Annotated in this window: 8 protein-coding genes and 1 tRNA gene; 5 read left to right on the top strand and 4 right to left on the bottom strand. The window is 64.3% G+C overall.

Going from position 1 to position 15,273, the window contains the following annotated elements; all coding sequences use genetic code 11:
• Positions 1–40 precede the first annotated feature (40 nt).
• Positions 41–2,773 carry an AAA family ATPase gene (locus ABG085_RS13110; RefSeq protein ID WP_347976176.1) on the bottom strand — a complete coding sequence of 911 codons (2,733 nt, stop codon included), beginning with the start codon at positions 2,771–2,773 and terminating at the stop codon, positions 41–43.
• A gap of 265 nt (positions 2,774–3,038) precedes the next feature.
• Between ABG085_RS13110 and ABG085_RS13105 the strand changes: the two genes are divergently transcribed.
• The 4 genes from ABG085_RS13105 to ABG085_RS13090 are packed head-to-tail and all read left to right on the top strand — an operon-like array spanning position 3,039 to position 10,172.
• The gene (locus tag ABG085_RS13105) at positions 3,039–4,583 is read left to right on the top strand and encodes a class I SAM-dependent DNA methyltransferase (protein ID WP_347976175.1); all 1,545 of its coding nucleotides are present in this window, start codon (positions 3,039–3,041) and stop codon (positions 4,581–4,583) included.
• The gene (locus ABG085_RS13100) at positions 4,580–6,076 is read left to right on the top strand and encodes a class I SAM-dependent DNA methyltransferase (protein WP_347976174.1); all 1,497 of its coding nucleotides are present in this window, start codon (positions 4,580–4,582) and stop codon (positions 6,074–6,076) included. Before ABG085_RS13105 ends, ABG085_RS13100 begins: the two co-directional genes overlap by 4 nt.
• Positions 6,073–7,251 carry a restriction endonuclease subunit S gene (locus ABG085_RS13095; RefSeq protein ID WP_347976173.1) on the top strand — a complete coding sequence of 393 codons (1,179 nt, stop codon included), beginning with the start codon at positions 6,073–6,075 and terminating at the stop codon, positions 7,249–7,251. Before ABG085_RS13100 ends, ABG085_RS13095 begins: the two co-directional genes overlap by 4 nt.
• Positions 7,248–10,172, top strand: coding sequence for a type I restriction endonuclease subunit R (locus ABG085_RS13090; protein ID WP_347976172.1), 2,925 nt, complete (start codon positions 7,248–7,250; stop codon positions 10,170–10,172). The genes ABG085_RS13095 and ABG085_RS13090 overlap by 4 nt, the downstream gene beginning before the upstream one ends.
• Before the next feature lie 511 nt (positions 10,173–10,683).
• Here the strand turns inward: ABG085_RS13090 and ABG085_RS13085 are convergent.
• Positions 10,684–12,846 carry a DUF262 domain-containing protein gene (locus tag ABG085_RS13085; RefSeq protein WP_347976171.1) on the bottom strand — a complete coding sequence of 721 codons (2,163 nt, stop codon included), beginning with the start codon at positions 12,844–12,846 and terminating at the stop codon, positions 10,684–10,686.
• A 456-nt stretch (positions 12,847–13,302) separates the two neighbouring features.
• Here ABG085_RS13085 and ABG085_RS13080 point away from each other — a divergent pair, with 456 nt between their 5' ends.
• A complete protein-coding gene (locus tag ABG085_RS13080; RefSeq protein ID WP_347976170.1) occupies positions 13,303–14,433 on the top strand; it encodes a tyrosine-type recombinase/integrase in 1,131 nt (376 codons plus the stop codon).
• Between the two features lie 219 nt (positions 14,434–14,652).
• On the opposite strand, the gene ABG085_RS13075 is transcribed toward ABG085_RS13080, so the two are convergent.
• Both ABG085_RS13075 and ABG085_RS13070 read right to left on the bottom strand, forming a co-directional pair.
• A tRNA-Arg gene (locus ABG085_RS13075) sits at positions 14,653–14,724 on the bottom strand.
• A 169-nt stretch (positions 14,725–14,893) separates the two neighbouring features.
• Positions 14,894–15,175 carry a Fe-S cluster assembly protein HesB gene (locus ABG085_RS13070; protein WP_347976169.1) on the bottom strand — a complete coding sequence of 94 codons (282 nt, stop codon included), beginning with the start codon at positions 15,173–15,175 and terminating at the stop codon, positions 14,894–14,896.
• Positions 15,176–15,273: the final 98 nt, after the last annotated feature.

The following is a 15,273-nucleotide window of genomic DNA, read 5'->3' as shown; positions in this document are numbered from 1 at the left end:
GGCCGAACGATCGGGGACGCTCCGTCGCACTAGGTGGGCTCTACATCCCCATCCCGCGCCCCGCACTCGGCGCCGCAACCATCGGCGCCGACGCCGCCTCGCGGTTCCGCGCCGCCCGTCGCATCTCCGCCTGGGCCGCGCGCGCAGCATCCTGCATCGTCAACTCCGGTGTGCCTCGCAGCATCGACTCGGCGAGACACTCGCGGGCCGCGGCATCCGTCCGCGCGATGACGATCGCGACGTTGCTCAGCCGACCGCGCGTGAGGCCAACATAGATCCCTGCCGCATCCGCATCGGGCCCGACCACCGACGCGTCGGCGGTGTCGCCCTGCACACCGTGAACGGTGGACGCGTACGCGAGCTGCAGGTGCTCGCGCGCATACTCGGTGGACACACGCCTCACCTCGCCGCTGTCGCCCACGGACACAAGAGACAGGTACTCGTCGCGGATGCCGCGCACGATCCACTGCGCGCGATTCTCGACCCCCGTAAGCCGGTCGTTGCGACGGGTCTGGACGGTGTCGCCGACGAGGATCCGCTGCTCTTCCATTCCCCACGCGACGACGCGGGCGTCAAGCTCGCCCTGATCGACTCGCCGCTGCTGGATGGCGTCGTTGATCGCATCCGCCTCAGCATTCGTCCCGGATACTAGCGTCACCCGCTTGCCGCGCGCGTGCCACTCGAAGTAAGCGTCGATCATCCGCCCACGCGCCGCGTCGTGATGATCGACACGGTCGACGTGACCGTGTTCGGCAAGCTCGCCCGCCACCACCAGTGCACGCTCGCGATCACCCGCATCCCGGAGCCGCAGTGTGAGCGCCGCGTAGTCGGGATCGCGGAACCGGTGCACCGTGTCGAGCTCGACCGCAGCGTTCGCGTGCCGGATCGCGGAGCCCATCGCGCCCGCATGTCCGACCGGCAATGCCTGATGCGTGTCACCCACGAAGGCCAGCCCGACACCCTGCTCGAGCACGAGCTCGACGAGCACGTTCGCCGTCTGCAGGTCGACCATGCCGGCTTCGTCGACGACGATCCGATCGCGAGAACGCAATGCGTACTGCGTTGGTCCGCCGTAGACGGCGCCCGTGCTGGGATCCACTTCTCCCACTCGAAGCCTGGTCCACACCTTCGCGCCGGCCTCATCGGTGCCCCATCGATAGCCGTGATCCGAGAGCAGGGCATGAATACTGGATGCCGCGGCCCCGACCTCGCGAGCCGCCACCGATGCCGCCTTTCGCGTGGGAGCAACAACGAGCATCCGCCGCCGTTGCGACGTGAGCGCCGCGAACGTAGCGCGCAGCATCGTCGTCTTGCCCGTCCCGGCGGGGCCAGCCACCGTCACGAGCCCGTCCGTGCCGGCGATGGCGCACGCGGCAACGCTTTGCGACGCATCCAGTGCCGACAGATCGTGGTGCGGTGCGAGCCTGTGCAGCTCGCCCGGCAAGAGGGAGCGGCCCGGTTGGGCGAGCACGTCCAAGCGGCCGGCGAGACGCACCTTGGCGCGTACGGTTTCGGTCGCCATGAACGCCTTGACGTGCGCTGGCGGCTCGGCAACGAGCCGATAGACGGAACGCGTGGCACGCTCCGTGATCTCGGCGATCACGCCATCGAGCCGATCGCGTTCTGCAACGACGCCCGTGCGCGAGAGCGCGCGGATTGCGCCCGCGCGGATGTCGAAGATGCTGAACCGCCCGCCGCATGAGGTGGACCGCTCGTCCGCATCGACGATCGCCTGTGCGGCAAGCAGATCGAGGTCGACGACATGCAGGTCGGTCGCGGCAACTGGAATGGATGCGCGCGGGGTCGTCAGACTCGGATCGATCGCTGCGATCTCGTCACGGATGCGCGCCTCCCACGACGCCTCATCGAGATCGGCTGGCTTGTTCGGACGTGACACCGCCCACGCGCGCCGATCGATCTGCTGCAGCACCTCCACGCTCGGCGCAGATCCTCCGTGCGCCGCTGACCACTCCGCGATCAGGCGCGCGCGGTTGCCTTCGATCTGCGCCGACCGACGCGAGAGGGGTCGGACGGCGCCGGCGAGTTCGGCGATCTCGCCAGTGTCGTCGAGTGTGTAGCCGTGTCGGGCGAGCGCGGTGATCCAGGCGGGATCGGTGCGGGCGGCGAGCTCGCCCTCGGCGTTGACGACGGTGTGCAGTTTCATCGCGATGCGCGAGTCGAGGTTCGACCACTTGTCGTCGGCGCCGAGCACCTTGATGTTCAGCCACAGATGACGGTGGATGTGCGGGTCGAGCGCGCGCGAGCGCCGATGCTGCAACTCGACCACCTCGATGCGGGTGATCTCCTCGCGGATGAGCCCTCCATGCCCGCGCCGCGCGTTGAGCTCCGTCTGCCATGTGAGCAGGATGCGGTCACGTAGCCGGTCCTGGAGAGCCTCGAACTCGGCGGCGAGTTCGGGATGCAGCAGCGCGGCGATGCTGTACGACTTCGGGTGGTTGAGCGTCCCGTCGAGCAGTAGGTCCGCGTCGGGGCTCAGCCGCTGATGGCCACGCTCTTCCCCGGTGACCGGGTCGTGTCCTGTGAGCCAGACACGAAGGCCCCCCGCGGTGAGCTCGTCGGAGGTGATGACGCCGTTCGCCACGATGAATCGTGAGACGCTCGAATCGGATGCGGCACCGTACGCTTCGAGGGCCTCAACGCCGGGGGAGTGCTGCAGGTGAGCATCGCAGGTGCCCTCAAGCGCGTAACCGATCGCCTGTCGAACCCCTCGGGATTCGACACCTCGCTTCCATCGCTCGAGGCCTCCCCGCATGGTGCCAGAGTAAGCTAGGTTTTTGCCCTTATCCAGGGTTTTTTCTGCGTTGCAGGTAACTGTAGGGGAGTGGTTCTAAAGGGTGTCGCTCACCCACGGTGCCTGCGTGCATTGCCTTTATTCTGGCTTGGCTCGGATGTGCACGCGCCGTAATCAAGGCGGCAACCGCGGCTCGCCGAAGTGCTCGCGCTCACGATGTCCGTCGTGGCCAATAGGGTGGGGACTGACTGGGGACGACGAAACTCACTACAGGGCGGTATGGCGCATGACCGAAGATGAAGCGCGCGCTGCCGCGCGCGCGCTCGCTGCAGCGAACACCTCGGCGATGACGCTGTCCGAGCTCGAGCAACACCTCGGGAAGGCTGCCGACCTACTCCGCGGTTCGATCGACCAGGCCGATTTCAAGCAGTTCATTTTTCCGCTGATGTTCTTCAAGCGGATCAGCGACGTGTATCTCGAAGAGTACGCACGGGCACTCGACGAGTCAGGTGGCGACCACGAGTTTGCTGCCTTTGCCGAGAACCACCGCTTCACGATTCCCGACGGCGCACTGTGGCACGACGTGCGCGAGCGCACGGAAAACGTCGGTCAGGCGCTGGTGACGGCGTTCCGTGGCATCGAGCAGTCAAACCCTGACACGCTGTATGGCATTTTCGGTAACGCCCCGTGGACTAACAAAGAGAAGCTGCCGGACCGTAAGCTGCTCGACCTCATCGAGCAGTTCAGCCGCAGGCCGCTGACGAACTCCGCCGTCGCACCCGATGTCTTCGGCAACGCCTACGAGTACCTCATCAAGCGGTTCGCCGACCAGTCCAATAAGAAGGCGGGCGAGTACTACACGCCGCGTTCCGTCGTGCGACTGATGGTGAACATCCTCGATCCGCAAGCCGGTGAATCGGTCTACGACCCTGCCTGCGGCACGGGCGGCATGCTCATCGAGGTGATCGAGCATGTGAAGGCGGCTGGCGAGCGCCCTGAGCTGCTCTACGGGAAGCTCTTCGGTCAGGAGAAGGTGCTCGCAACGTCAGCGATCGCACGGATGAACCTGCTGCTGCACGGCATCGAGGACTTCACCGTGGTCCGTGAAGACACGTTGCGCAGCCCGGCATTCTTCTCGGGCGACAGGCTCGCCGCGTTCGATTGCGTAATCGCCAACCCGCCGTTCAGTCTCAAGAAGTGGGGCGAGGTCGACTGGGCGACGGATCGCTACGGGCGGCACACGTTCGGCGTCCCTCCCGCGAGTTACGCCGACTGGGCGTGGGTCGAGCACATGTGGACGTCGGCCATGCCCGTGACGGGTCGGGTCGCGGTCGTGCTACCCCAGGGCGCACTCTTCCGAGGCGCCGCAGAGGGTCGCATACGCACCAATTTCTTGAACCACGACGCGATCGAGGCGGTGATCGGCCTCAGCCCGAACCTCTTCTATGGCACGGGGCTCGCGGCATCCATCGTCGTCCTACGCCGCCGCAAGAGCGACGAACGCAGCGGCAAGGTGCTGTTCGTCGACGGAAGCTGGCTCTTTCGTAGGGGGCGCAACCAGAACACCCTCGAGCCCGAGCACGCACGGGCCATTCTCGATGCCTTCGAGCGCTTCGAAGACATCGAGGGCCTCGCGCATGTGGCTGACCGCGCGGAGGTCGAGGCGAACGGTTTCAACCTCAACATCCCTCTTTATGTCGCAGCGATTCAGGATGCCGCGGAGCCGACGCTCACTGAGGCGCTCAACCGCCTCGAGAAGGCGCACACACGCGCTAGAACGACACAACATGCGCTCGAACAAGAGCTAGCGCAGTGGGGCCTCAGCGCATGACGACGAAGAAAATCACCCAGCATGAGCTGGAGTCCTACCTGTGGGGCGCGGCGATGTTGCTGCGCGGCCTCATAGACGCGGGCGACTACAAGCAGTTCATCTTCCCGCTCCTGTTCCTCAAGCGCCTGTCCGACGTTTACGACGAAGAGCACGCGGATGCCGCTGCGCTGTTCGGCGAAGCGGGCGCCGACCTCCCGGAGAACCACCGCTTCGTCATCCCCGACGGCGGGCACTGGGAGGACTTGCGCGCGACGTCGACGAACGTCGGCGCGAAGATCCTGCAAGCAATGCGGTCGATCGAGTCGGCTAATCAGGACACTTTGTACGGCGTGTTCGGCGAGGGCGATTGGGGCAACAAAGACTTCCTCCCGGATGCCACGCTCCGCGACCTCGTCGAGCATTTCTCGAGCCGCACCCTGACCACCAAGGCGCTCCCCGAAGACGAGCTCGGCAACGGCTACGAGTTCCTCATCAAGAAGTTCGCCGACGATTCCGGGCACACCGCGCAGGAGTTCTACACCAACCGCACGCTCGTGCACCTCATGACCCTGATGCTCAAGCCCGAGCCGGGGGAGTCGGTGTACGACCCGACGTGCGGCACGGGCGGCATGCTGATCTCGACGGCGGCAGAGATCAAGCGCCAGGGCAAGGAGTTCCGAGGCCTCAAGCTGTACGGTCAGGAGCTCAACCACGGCACGTCCGCGATCGCGCGCATGAACCTCGTGCTGCACGGTATCGAGGATGGGCATATCGCGGGTGGCACCTCGACGCTCAGCGACCCCGCCTTCCTCGACCAGGGCAAGCTCAAGAAGTTCGACATCGTGCTCGCCAACCCGCCGTACTCGATCAAGTCCTGGAACCGCAACGCGTTTGCCGCCGACCCGTACGGCCGCAACGCGTGGGGAGTGCCGCCGCAGGGTCGGGCCGACTACGCCTTCTTCCAGCACATCGCCGCCTCGCTCGACCCGGTCACGGGTCGTGCGGCGATTCTCTTCCCGCACGGGGTACTGTTTCGCAAGGAAGAGAAGACGCTCCGCGAGGCGCTCGTGAAATCCGACCTCATCGAGGCGGTCATCGGACTCGGCCCTGGCCTGTTCTATAACTCGCCAATGGAAGCAGTCGTTGTCACGCTGCGCACGCGCAAGCCCGATGGTCATTGTGGATCGGTGCTCTTCATAAACGCGGTGACCGAGTACGCGCGCGAGCAGGCCCAGTCGTTCTTGCGCGACTCACACCAGCAGCGCATTCTGCGCGCGTACGAGTCGTGGAATGCTGAGCCCGGCTTCGCAGCGGTCGCCACGCTCGCCGAGATCGAGGGGAAGGATTGGTCGCTCGCGATCCCGCTGTATGTGGAGTCGGTCGCGACGCGAGCACAGCGAAACGAAGAGACGACTGTCGCGTCTGTGGTGACTTCATGGCGTGATGCCGCGTCCGCCGCCGACGAATCGATAGCGTCGGTGCTCGCCCTCCTGCGCGCGGAGGTCGCAAAGTGAACCTCGACCTCGATAGGTCGACGTGGCCGCGGGTGCGCTTCGGCGCTATAGTCGCAGCGTCGAAGGCAACGGTCGATCCGACCGACGGCAGCGTCGAGCGTTATGTTGCCGGAGAGCACATGGAGACCGATGACCTGCAGATTCGCGGATGGGGTGCCGTCGGCGATGGATATCTCGGCCCGGCGTTCCATCGCAAGTTCGTCGCCGGACAGGTCCTATACGGCTCCCGCCGCACCTATCTGCGTAAGGTTGCCGTCGCGGAGTTCGATGGCGTCACCGCGAACACGACGTTCGTGCTCGAAACCCGAGATAATTCCACGCTCCTTCAGGACTTTCTGCCGTGGATCATGAGCGCTGAGTCGTTCCACGCGTTCGCAATTCAGGAGTCGAAAGGCTCCGTCAACCCATATATCAACTTCTCGGACCTTGCGAGGTTCGAGTTCGCCCTGCCACCCCTCGCCGAGCAGCAACGCCTTGACGAGCTCCTCTGGGCCGCCGAGCATCACCGCCGCGCGCTCCGTCAGACTCTGGAGGCTACGGCTGAAGTAGAACGGGTATTGCTCCGCACATGGATTGGGCAGTCGGAGCGGCGACACCCACTCAAGGCGCTGGTCGCGGGCCAGGTGGGCGGCTTGTGGGGGGTTGCGCGTGGCGAGAACACAAACGACATCAAGGTGCTCCGTGGCACGGACATCGACGAGTTTGGGGTGCCGCACCTCTCCTCTGCTCCTACGCGGTCTGTCTCGGACCGCGAACTGTCGAGTCGAGTGCTCTCTGCGGGCGACATCGTTCTCGAGAAGTCGGGTGGAAGCCCGACCCAGCCCGTTGGCAAGGTAGGTCTCGTACTAGACGACACGGAGCCCAGCATCTGCAGCAACTTCTGCGTTCGGATTCAAACGAACACGAGCGTGGTCATGAGTGAGTACCTCTTCTTGATCCTGCGAGGGCTTTGGCTGACTGGTGGCTTTGCGTCGGTCACCGGAAAGACCACGAACATCTCGAATCTTCGGATCAGCGAACTGATGAACATCGAGGTGGCAGTTCCAGACGAAACGGAGCAGCGCCGTCGCGTAGCCGAATGGCAGCGCGTGACACGCTCGCGCGAGACTTCGACCGAAAGTCTCGACCAGTCCCGGCGGGTTTCGAACGCGATCCTCGAGGAGGTCTTCGGATGAACGCTCCCGCTTTCAACGAGGGCAACTCGGTCCGCGACTTCGTGCGCGACACGATCGGCGGCTGGGCGGTGCAGATGATCCACGGTCCCAACCTCGACCGCACCATCGACCAGGTGCTCCTGGAGTCACGCCTCCGCGAAGCACTCATCCGCCTGAACCCCGAGATCGAGGAGGAGCCGTCGCGCGCGGACGAAGTCATTCATCGCCTCCGAGCGATCGTGCTGTCGGCGCACACCTCCGGCCTCGTGCCTGCGAACGAGGAGTTCGCCGCGTGGCTCAAGGGCGATCGCTCGATGCCCTTCGGCGCCGGCGGATCCCACACGACGGTCCGACTCATCAACTTCGACGACCCCGCGCCCGACGCGAACGACTGGATCCAATCGACCGAGGTCACATTTCGGCAGGGCAAGGTCGCGCGGCGGTTCGATCTCGTGCTGTGGTGCAACGGCATCCCGCTCGTCGTCGGTGAAGCCAAGACACCGCTGCGGCCTGCGATCTCGTGGCTCGACGGCGCCGTGCAGGTGAACGACGATTACGTAGTCAATGTTCGGCAGTTCTTCGTGCCGAACGTGCTCGTGTACGCCACCGAGGGCAAAGACTTGCGCTACGGGTCCGTCGGGATGCCGGCGAACATGTGGGGGCCGTGGCGTAACGAGGGCGGGACCGCGCTGGGCCTGCAGCGCGTGGGCGAGGCCGCGCTGGGCGTGTCGTCACCGGCATCCGTTCTCGACTTCCTCCGGTGGTTCACGCTCTACGCGACCGACGCGAAGCACCGCAAGATCAAGGTCGTGGCGCGCTATCAGCAGGTGCAGGCAGCACGCGCGATCCTGCACCGGGTCTTGACCGGTGAGGACAAGAAAGGCCTCATCTGGCACTTCCAGGGCTCCGGGAAGTCACTGCTCATGGTGTTCGCCGCACAGATGCTGCGCGTGGCGCCCGAGCTCGCGTCGCCGACCGTGCTCATCGTCGTCGACCGCATCGACCTCGACACGCAGATCACCGGCACCTTCTCGGCCGCCGATGTGCCGAACCTCGTCTCGACCGAGTCGCGCGCCGAGCTGCAGCAGCTGCTGCTTGACGGCGCGCGCAAGGTCATCATCACGACGGTGCACAAGTTCGCCGAAGCGCCGGGTGTGCTCGACGAGCGCGCCAACATCATCGCGCTCGTCGACGAAGCTCACCGCTCCCAGGAGGGCGACTACGGCCGCAAGATGCGCGAGGCTCTGCCGAACGCTTTCCTGTTCGGCATGACCGGCACCCCGATCAACCAGGTCGACCGCAACACGTTCTGGGCGTTCGGCTCCGATAAGGATGCCGGCGGATACCTGTCGAAGTACTCGTTCCAGGACTCCATCCGCGACGGCGCCACCCTGCGGCTGCACTTCGAGCCGCGGCTCTCCGAGATCAGCCTCGACGAGGCGGGTCTCGATGCGGCGTTCGACGCGATGGTCGAGCGAGGCGCGCTCACCGACCGGCAGCGGTCCAACCTGTCGCAGAAGGCCGCCTCGATCGAGTACCTCATCAAGAGTCCCGAGCGCGTCCAGAAGGTATCGGCCGACATCGCCCAGCACTTCCGCGAGAAGGTCGAGCCGTCGGGGTTCAAGGCGCAGGTCGTCGTCTACGACAAGGCCGCGTGCGTCGCCTATAAGGACGCGCTCGATGTGCACCTCGGACCCGAGGCATCCGCTGTCGTCATGTCGATGTCACGCGACGACCCGCAGGACTGGAAGGAGCGCTTCGCGCTCGACCGGGATGCGGAGGCCAAGCTGCTCGACCGCTTCCGCGACCCGGCTGATCCGCTGAAGATCCTCATTGTCACCGCAAAGCTGCTCACTGGGTTCGACGCACCCATCTTGCAGACCCAGTACCTCGACAAGCCGCTGCGCAACCACACGCTGCTGCAGGCGATCTGCCGCACGAACCGCACGTACGCGGGCAAGACGCACGGCCTGATCGTCGACTATCTCGGGATCTTCGACGACATCGCACGCTCGCTCGCGTTCGACGAAGAGGTCGTCAAGACCGTGATCACGAATATCGCCGAGCTCGCGGCGCAGCTGCCGGCAGCTGTCGCGGCGGCAATTTCTTTCTTCAACGGAGTCGACCGCACGGTCGGCGGGTGGGAAGGGTTGCTAGCCGCCCAGAACCGGCTTCCGGACGAGCCGACGAAAGATGCATTCGGAGCCGCATACTCGATCGTTGCACAGCTGTGGGAGGCGCTTTCGCCCGACCCGCTCCTTCATGCGCACCTGGCGGACTTCCAGTGGCTCACGGCCGTGTATCAGTCGATCAAGCCCGTGGACCACACCGGGCGGCTCGTCTGGCACGCACTGGGCGCGAAGACGCTCGACATCATCAACGAGCACATCGCCGTCGAGGTGCCCCGCTCCGATCTCGAGACGATCGTGCTCGACGCCGACGTCATCGAGGATCTCTCGAAGGATCCCGATCCGACCTGGAAACCGCAAGATATCGTGAAGATCATCACGGCACGCCTCGCTCGACACGGCAACGATCCTGTCTTCGTCGCCCTGTCTGAGCGGCTTCAAGAGCTGCGCGACCGATACGCCGCGGGACAGCTAGAGTCCCTTGAGTTCCTGCGGAGCCTGCTCGCTGTCGCTCGCGACACGCTGCAGGCTGAGCGTGATGCACAGCTCATTCCGCGCGAAGAGCGCGGTAGGGCAGCGCTCACTGAGCTGTTTGAATCGGTGCGATCAGAGGCGACACCGATCATCGTGTCGCGCGTGGTCGCCGATATCGACGAGGTCGTGACTGTCGTGCGGTTCCCGGGCTGGCAGACCACCGCCTCTGGCGACCGCGACGTCCGCCAGGCGCTTCGCAAGATCCTGTGGCTGACTTACCAAATGCGCGACGAGGACGTGTACCAGAAGGCTTACCAGTACATCCGCGAGTACTACTGATGGCGACCTAGGAAACAAAGCACCCGGCTGTCAATCAATTCCACTGACGCGCGCTCCTTTCGACGTGACAACGCCATCGGCCTCCCGGTCGTAATCGGGCCCATGAGCTCCCTCCGTGGCAACCTGATCGGACATCGGTCCGAACGATTGGCGCCTGTTCGCACGCCCCCAAGGGTGTCGCCGGCACGATCAAGGGATCGAGCTGAAGAGCTCCCCCCCGAAGGCACGAACGAAATAAGTGACGAGCTCCGCGGCGGTTTCCCGGTCGAACTGATAGGTCTGGGTAACGTGGCGATTTCCACTCGACACCGAATCGGTCGATCCAAATGACGCGAGCTGCACCAGATAGGAGCCCTCTCCGTCCTCGACAAGTTGCGCTGAGCACACAACTCGAGTGGGATGCACTCGGGAGTCGAGATCACCAAGTTCGATTCGCTCTACACGTGCCATCAGTCTCCAATCACTAGCGGACACGCCTTGGGGCGCGCCAGGGTTCAGCTATGAGCCTGCATCACGGATGCTGACTCTGGTCCCCAACGGTCTCGTCGGCGTCCACATTCTCTTGGTCGTCTCCGAGGCTCGCTAGATAGTCAGCACGCACGTCCGTCAGGCGGCGATCCGTGCCCGCGACGCCCCAAAACCACCACCCGTTAACCGCTCCCTTGCCCGAATACACGACACCGGCTGCAGCTGAAGGCGTGTCGTAGGCCGTGTCGCCAATGTAGAGACGTCCGTCTTTCGAGATCACCGCGCTCATTCCAGCATGGGCCTGCGGCCGAGGGACCAACTCAGTTCCGGTCGTCAACCAGCCAGCATCCACGAGCTGTGCGATGTCGACACTTGCCCGTGTGACGGGCGGCGGGGGTGCGACCTCCATCCCCACGTGGCCGGGCGGCGCTGGCCACACTGTGAGGATCTGCCCGATCATCTGCTTCGTACGCGTCGCGATCACCCGCTCGTCCCATGTGCGATCGACTGCGAGCGCCAGCGCTTGTTTCGTGATGAGGACGTCATCCGATGCCAGGAAGTGGGCGCGTTTCTGCGCCCAGGCACCGTTCGATACTCGGCTATTGAGGGCCTGAGTGACGATCGTCAGATTGCCGAGTTGCTGCACTCGCCGGTCCCGGTCACGCTCTTCATCCTCGCTAAGCTCGGCGGCCCAGTGGGCTCGCCACTTCTGCGGCATAAGATGCTCGATCGTCGCTTTGTTGCGCACGATCGGCCCCATGGCTAGCGGGTTCGCGCCGGGGTACCCGCGTTTCGCGTCCTCGAGCGCCTCCAATACCATTCGCACTCGACTGCGCCGATACTGGCCGTAGATGTTCGCGTCAGTGAGCGCCACTCGCACCTCGTCATCACCTGGCCAGTATCCGACTGCAGTGTGGTTGGAAACGAGAAAGTCCTCGACGGCATCAGCGAGCTCGTTCTTGGATCGACGGCTGATCAAACGCAGCATGTCGACGAGGAACCTATTGGATCCTTGTGAGGGTGCCTTGACGAGGGCGCGACGCACGAACCAGCTTTCGAGGAGGTCCAGGATCCGCGCGCGGTCCGCATCCGAAACGTCAGCCTGCTCCGGCTCATCCAACCAGATCAGGAGTGGACGGCTGATCTCCGAATCGAGTGTTCCGACGCGATAGCTGAATAGCTGCGCTCGATCGAGCGGGCCATTCGGATTCTCGGAACCCTCGATGATCGCTCGGTACCTGTCTGCGGCCACCTTGATTCGGGGAAGCAGCGCTGAGACGTCTTTCTCGACCGTGTTGACGTAGTGCTTGAACTGAGTAAAGACCTCGCGAATTGGGAAGTCCGTCAGTGTTCGCGCGACGAGCCACTGCCAGAGGAAGAGAGAAGCGCGCGGGTTCTTGATGCGACCCGATGTGACCTCGGTCTCCCACCAAGGCGTCTCAAAGTCGGCCCAGTAGGCGAGGTAGTCCCTTTCAGCCCCGGCAGCATCAACCTGCTGGAAGATGAAGTTCTTGATGAGGTCAGCGGCCGACAAGGGTGTGCCGCGTGCGTTGAGGGTCTCGAAGATCGCTTGAGCATCCTCGTTGACGTCCAGGCGGATGCTCGCAATCTCCAGCCGGCCGGTGACGGCACCAACCAGAAGCGATGCTCTCTGCTCGGCGTCATCCTCACCGAGCCATACGTCGATCGCCTCGGAGAAATAGTGGTGCGCGTCGCGCAGACGGGATGCCGGAAGGGCCGAATAGGAGATTGGCGCCGGCGCCGACATGACAGCGCCAAACGACGCCCGGTCGCGGTTCGTCGGCCAGAGTTTGAAGCGATCCTCTTCGGCCTTTCGGAAGCTTTTCGGATTCTCGACGAGCGGGAGCACCTGGTCTGCATAATCGCCAAGTCCACGTCGTTCCAATTGCGCATGTAGAGCATCAAGGAGCAGTTGGATCGTGGTCAGGCGCTGCTGACCATCGATGACGTTCCAGGACGGCAAAGCACCTAGCCGAGACGGAACCTGCTGGATCACAATCGCGCCAAGAAAATGGGTCGCATCCTGGTTGTGGCCCTCAATGACGTCGATCAGTCGAACGATGTCCTCCCAGAGTGGCTCCCACTGTTCCTGCTGCGACCACACGTATGGGCGCTGAAACAACGGAACCGTTAAGCGTGTCGGGTTGTAGAACACGTCCTGCGGCTTCACGACCTCGGTCTTCACTCGATGGGCTCCTTTGCAGGTGATGGATGCGATGGTCAGGGCGAAGCGTCAGCGTCAGGCAGGCACTCGGTCAGACTACCGATGTGGGTGACCTCTGAGGTTTATGCCAGGGCGTGACAGAGGTGAGGTGGATGCACCGGAATTTCGTCGCCATCGCAGCCCTTCCTTCGACAGATGGCAAAACCAGCGATCGGGCGGGGCGGAGTGCTCGTCGTCGAACGGCTGCTAAGCGACGCGCGCCAGCGCGGAGTCTGCAAGGAGTGAGCGACGAGAACGGAGGTGCGACCGATCGCTACACTCTAGGCGTCGGAGGGAGGCGCCCCTTCATCCCAAACGGCAGTTGACGACGTCTTCCTTCATCTATCCACATCTGTCATCGACGGCATTGACGGCATCCGACCAGTGTTCGACACTGGCCCGATACTGACCGTCGAACCGGCATGAGCGGAGGTCGAGATGGGCACGATCACCCCATACGAAACGGCGAAGGGCCGCCGCTACCGCGTGCGCTACCGCAAGCCTGATCGCACCGAGGCGCAGAAGCGCGGCTTCACGACGATGCGCGAGGCGAAGCTGTACCTGTCGATGGTCACCGTGTCGAAGTCGAAGGGGGAGTACATCGATCCCGCGGCGTCGCGGGTGCCGGTCCGGATGTTCGCCGACAGCTGGCTGCGCTCGAAGCAGCCGCCTATGTCGAAGCCGTCGTACTACATGACGCTCGAGCGGGCGTGGAAGAACCACGTCGCTCCCGTCTGGGCAGACAGGGAGATCTGGTCGATCCGGCGGTCTGAGGTTCAGGACTGGGTCTCAGAGCTCGCGACCGAGAAGTCGCGCACGGTCGTTCTTCGCGCGCTGGGAGTCCTCGCAGGCATCCTCGATGTCGCCATCGATGATCGTCGCCTTGCGAACAATCCGGCGCGACACATCCGCAATCTCCCTCGGAGCGGACCAGGCAAGCGCCGCGTCTATCTCTCGCACGACCAGGTGGCGACGTTGGCGGCATGCTCGGCGCATCCGACAATGGTCCTGACCTTGGCCTACACCGGGCTGCGTTGGGGCGAGGCGACCGGGCTGCGCGTGCGGAGTGTGAATCGACTGCGTCGACGCTTCGTGATCGAGGAGAACGCGGTGATGATCGCCTACGAGATCCACGTCGGCACGCCCAAGACGCACGAGAAGCGCTCGGTGCCCTACCCCGAGCGGCTCGCTCCGATGATCGAACAGGCCTGCGCTGGCAAGGGCCCGGAAGGGCTGCTGTTCGGCGACGGCGTCAACCACATGCGCAACTCAGGCGCACAGGGGTGGTTCGCGAACGCGGTCCGCCGCGCGCAGGCTGTGGACCCATCGATCCCGCGGCTGACGCCTCACGACCTCCGCCACACCGCCGCATCGCTCGCGATCAGCTCCGGCGCCAACGTGAAGGCCGTGCAGCGGATGCTGGGGCACGCGTCGGCGGCCATGACGCTCGACACCTACGCCGACCTCTTCGACGACGATCTGGATGCCGTCGCATCGCGCCTCAACGAGGCCATGCCGCTCGTGGCGCTGCCGGCGGGTCCGCAGACCCGCTACGCCCGACCGACGTAACGCCGGAGAGCAGACTGCTCAACTTTTCGACGAGGCTCGGGACGCCAGAAATGCTCGATTTCGTCGTTCTGAGGCATCGAACGAGGCTCCGTGAAGGGCGTCGAATCTGCGTCGGTTTCGGCTCATAGCTTTCTCAAATGCGGCCAAAAAGCGGCCAAAAACGCATTCTGAGTGGTCTGACCACAGAAGAAAAACCTGGTCAGAGGCAAAAAAAGACTGTGCCCCTGGAGGGACTCGAACCCCCAACCGTTTCCTTAGGACGGAACTGCTCTTCCATTGAGCTACAGAGGCTGGCCTGTCGAGTCTACCTAGCCCCGCTGGGTGCGCTGTGTACCCTCACCCCGCGATGTCCGCTGAGAGCGCTCACCGCTGTACGCCGCGCAACAGCAGGCCCGAGCCGGGATGACAGGCGAAGGGCCCCGGCATCCAGGAACGGATGCCGGGGCCTTTCGTCAGATCGTCAGCCCTTGTCGCCGAGGGCGAAGCGCACGGCGCCGTCGTTCGACAGCTCGGCGTCGAGAACACGGTTCTCGAGGATCGCAGCCGCCGTCTCGTCGAGGAAGACGCGGGCGCCACCTTCTCGCACGACGGTGTCGGTCGCCTCGGGAGCCGGTACGACACTCAGTTCGAATCCTTCGGAGCTTCCCGTGTCGCGGATACGCACACCTCCGTCTTCGGCGAGCGGGACGCGGGCGATGAGTTCTTCGACGGCCTCGGCGGCGGTCTGGGTCAGCGTAAGCATGCTTTTCCTTTCCTCGTGCGGTTCCGAGTCGGCCACGATTCCGAGATCCCACCGCGGATGCAACCCCTACGCGCCGAGAGCCGCGCATTCGGAGGGAG

Source organism: Microbacterium sp. ProA8 (assembly GCF_039905635.1).
Taxonomy (GTDB): domain Bacteria; phylum Actinomycetota; class Actinomycetes; order Actinomycetales; family Microbacteriaceae; genus Microbacterium; species Microbacterium chionoecetis.
This window is presented reverse-complemented; position numbering and strand designations above follow the sequence as displayed.